The organism is Tritonibacter scottomollicae, from assembly GCF_003003215.1.
GTDB lineage: Bacteria > Pseudomonadota > Alphaproteobacteria > Rhodobacterales > Rhodobacteraceae > Epibacterium > Epibacterium scottomollicae.
The window spans coordinates 1-2477 of the sequence record NZ_PVUF01000058.1; the positions used below are offsets into that span (position 1 = coordinate 1).

Annotated in this window: 1 protein-coding gene and 1 pseudogene; one reads left to right on the forward strand and one right to left on the reverse strand. The window is 54.1% G+C overall.

Annotated features, from left to right (window positions below):
• Nucleotides 1-210 precede the first annotated feature (210 nt).
• A complete protein-coding gene (locus CLV89_RS22210; protein WP_106165747.1) occupies nucleotides 211-2037 on the reverse strand; it encodes a methyl-accepting chemotaxis protein in 1827 nt (608 codons plus the stop codon).
• A 308-nt stretch (nucleotides 2038-2345) separates the two neighbouring features.
• Here CLV89_RS22210 and CLV89_RS23120 point away from each other — a divergent pair.
• Nucleotides 2346-2477, forward strand: a pseudogene (locus CLV89_RS23120) (IS3 family transposase); the annotation flags it as partial.

Here is a 2477-nt window from a genome sequence, read left to right on the forward strand (position 1 = left end):
GAAGCTCTTCGGGTTTGTCTCGCTTTCCAGCCATCTCTTGGTCCTCCTGAAAATGGGATAATACTATCCCAGTTGGTGGACCACTTCAGTGGAGGCACTCCACTAGTGTGGTTCAAACGCAAAATCCCGGCCCAATTGAGGGCCAGGATACAGATATGAAGGTGATAGAATTTTAGCTCAGTTTCAGTGCAGACCTTGATAGGAAGAACTTTAGAAGTCGTCCCAGATCTTGGCCGCTGCGTTGCCATTGTCTGCAACGACCACTGCCTTAGTCGGCTCTGGAGTGTAGTCCCAATCATCGCCATGCGCAGAGGGGGCAGAGACGCTCTGCTCTTCGGCTGCTGGCGCAATGGACTGCACATTTCGGGTGCCCGAGCCGAGTTTGAAGTGAGCCACCATTTCAGCAAGGTTTGTTGCGTTGGCCTTCAGCATGTGGCTTGCAGCCGTCGCTTCCTCAACCATTGCGGCGTTCTGCTGAGTGACTTGATCCAGCTCAACCATGCCTCCATTGATATCGCCGAGGCCTGCAGACTGTTCACTGGCGCCTTGGGCGATATCGGAAATCAGGCCCGAAATCTGTGTCACGCGTTCCACAATATTATGAAGCGCTTCGCCGGCCTTGCCAACCAGGTCGACGCCACGCTCCACTTGCTTGGAGCTGTCACCGATCAAAGTTTTGATCTCCATTGCAGCGCCAGAGGACCGCTGCGCCAGCGCGCGCACTTCGGATGCAACAACGGCAAAGCCTCGACCAGCTTCTCCCGCTCGAGCGGCCTCAACACCAGCATTCAAAGCAAGCAGGTTGGTCTGGAATGCAATGTCGTCAATCACTCCGATGATCTGCGAAATGTGGCTCGAGGATTGTTCAATCTCGGTCATCGCGGACACCGCGCTGTTAACAACCGTTCCGCTATTAACCGCTTCGGCCTTGGCCTCTTCCATGGTGTTAGAAACACTTCCGGCACCTTCTGCAGCCTGACGTACAGAGGCGGTCAGTTCATCAAGCGCAGCAGCGGTCTCTTCCAGTGTTGCAGCTTGGCTTTCGGTCCGACGCGCCAAGTCATCAGAAGCAGAACTGATCTCAGTCGATCCGTTTTGAATACTATCTGCCGCATCGACAACCGCTGACACCGTGTCGAATAGACGACTTACAAGCGCGTTGAAGTCTTGGCGGAGCTTCTCGTAGTCATCTGGGAAGTCCTCGTCGATCTTGACCGTCAGATCGCCAGTCGACAAATTGTCAAGCGCGCCACCCAGTACCGTGACAACATGTTTTTGAGCCGCGTCCTGCTTGCGCTTTTCCTCTTCCATGCGTTGCTGCTCAGCCGTTGTATCGCGAAAATCGACAAGCGCTTTGCCAAGAGCGCCGATTTCATCACGGCGATTTGCTTCCGGAATCTCGCGAGAGGTATCTCCATGCTGCAATGCATCGATATGGGTGATCACATCACTGATGGGGCGCGACACTGCGACAGCAATCATATAGAAAATCACCGAAAACGCAGCAAATATGCCGAAGCCCAAACCAGCGGCCACGGTATTCGCATGCAAGATCTGCTCGTTGATGATCGAAGTATCGAGCGCCCAAACCATGTTTCCTGCTTCCTCACCCTCAAACAGGAGTGGGGTCCGGAAATATGTAAAGTCACCATCTTCCATGCGGAATTCTTCGGCCTCGAGAAGAGTGTCCGCTTTGGCGGCCCACTCCTCCAGCATCTCATCGCCCTTGAAGGCCTCCGCGAGCACATCACCGCTGCTCACGACACGAGCAAAGACGAAGGTCTCACGATCAGAGAGCGATGCGAGCGTGGTATTCGCCAACTCCCCATTATAGTTCCAGGCAGCAGTTGCCAGGGGGGCGGCGATGTAGGTTTCCGTGAGCTCAACCTGCTCCTCAAACGCGGTATGCAGCGCAGTGGACAAACGTTGAGCCCAGAACGTGGTGATCACGCCAATCATCATCAGCAGGCCAGCCATCCCAGGAAGCAGGATCTTTCGTTTTACTGGCATGTTCCGGAACCAAGACTTTAAGAACATGGTGACTCTCCAATTCGTTTGGAACAAACATCACCCAATTCGATTTCTTTTCCGTTAAACTGAGGTGACTCTGGCGGACAAAAACCGATCAGACCGCAAACCTACCGAAGTTTCTGCAAACGTACTTTCCAATATGCTAACGTCCCCCAGCGCCACTTATAGCTGTTCGAGCCCGCGGTTTTATTCGGGGGCCCTTTCTCAGGCTTGGCAGAATGCATCAACGGACAAGCGTCACGTAATTGGAGTGCCCCCACTGAAGTGGTCCACCTTTTGGGATAGGAATATCCCGTTTTCAGGAGGACGACGAGATGTCAGGCAAACGAGAGAAGCCCGAGGACATCGTGCTGAAGCTGCGACAGGTTGAGGTGCTGCAAGGGCAAGGGAGCTCGGTTCAGGAAGCCGTTCGGCAAATCGGTGTGACGGTTCAGACTTACTACCGG